Here is an 863-nt window from a genome sequence, read left to right on the forward strand (position 1 = left end):
GTTAGAAGGCGTCAGCCTAAACTGCGTTTCGCTTAATACAAATAACAGTTCAACCGCCCTCACCTGCTGTTTCAAAAATCGCTCTGGCTTTTGGTGGTTTTAACTTCGCCGCTTCAACTTCATAGGTTGCGCAATAGGCGCTTTATCGCCAAGTTCTTATTCTCAGTCAGCAAGCGCCATTGCGTTTGTCACCTCAAAGGGCGGCTTGCTTCTGTCAAATCAAAACATCACCGCACTGTCGTTTTACTTGTTTGTGTTAATAATCAATCGTATGCTGGCTTTATTAGTTTTTAAAAATGCCAAGGGAACAGGCTCTGCTTCTAACAAAGCGCTTAAGCCACTCCCTTCGGTCACTGGGACGCCTATACGCGGGGCGGCTTCGCCATTATGCCCCACGCATCTGCGCCCCTTAGCTTAAAGTTAGGCCTATAGAGGTAGAACATGATTTCAGAGGCAGATTGGAAACACTTCAAACAAGTTAAGGCAGATGCATTAGATAAATGCTGCCAGCAAGTTTTGGACGATGTGCGTAAAGGAATCGATAATCCCGAACTTTCAAATCATGAAAAATATCTTTATTTGTATCAATTGATGGAAAACAGCGACAAACGTATCGCCAACATATTCGATTATAATGCAAGGTCTAAAGCTATGCTGCAACTTGCATTGATGAAATCAGACGGCCTTCTAGAAGCTAAACAAATTAGTAACTTCTCAGATGAGTTACAAAGTTTTATTAATAGCCATGACTAACTTATCAGCACGGCCTAACAACTCAATAAACTCACTCACTGCGTTCGCTGGGACGCAAACACGCGGGGCGGCTGCGCCATTATGCCCCACATGTCTGCGCCCGTTATTGA

1 protein-coding gene is annotated in these 863 nt (G+C 44.1%); it reads left to right on the top strand.

Features of this window, described 5'->3' with window-relative positions:
* The first annotated feature begins 441 nt into the window (after positions 1 to 441).
* Complete coding sequence (locus tag J8L84_RS20165) at positions 442 to 753, top strand: hypothetical protein (RefSeq protein ID WP_211072267.1); 312 nt, start codon at positions 442 to 444, stop codon at positions 751 to 753.
* Positions 754 to 863: the final 110 nt, after the last annotated feature.

The sequence above is a fragment of the Alteromonas sp. MMG017 genome (genome assembly GCF_018100795.1).
GTDB lineage: Bacteria > Pseudomonadota > Gammaproteobacteria > Enterobacterales > Alteromonadaceae > Alteromonas.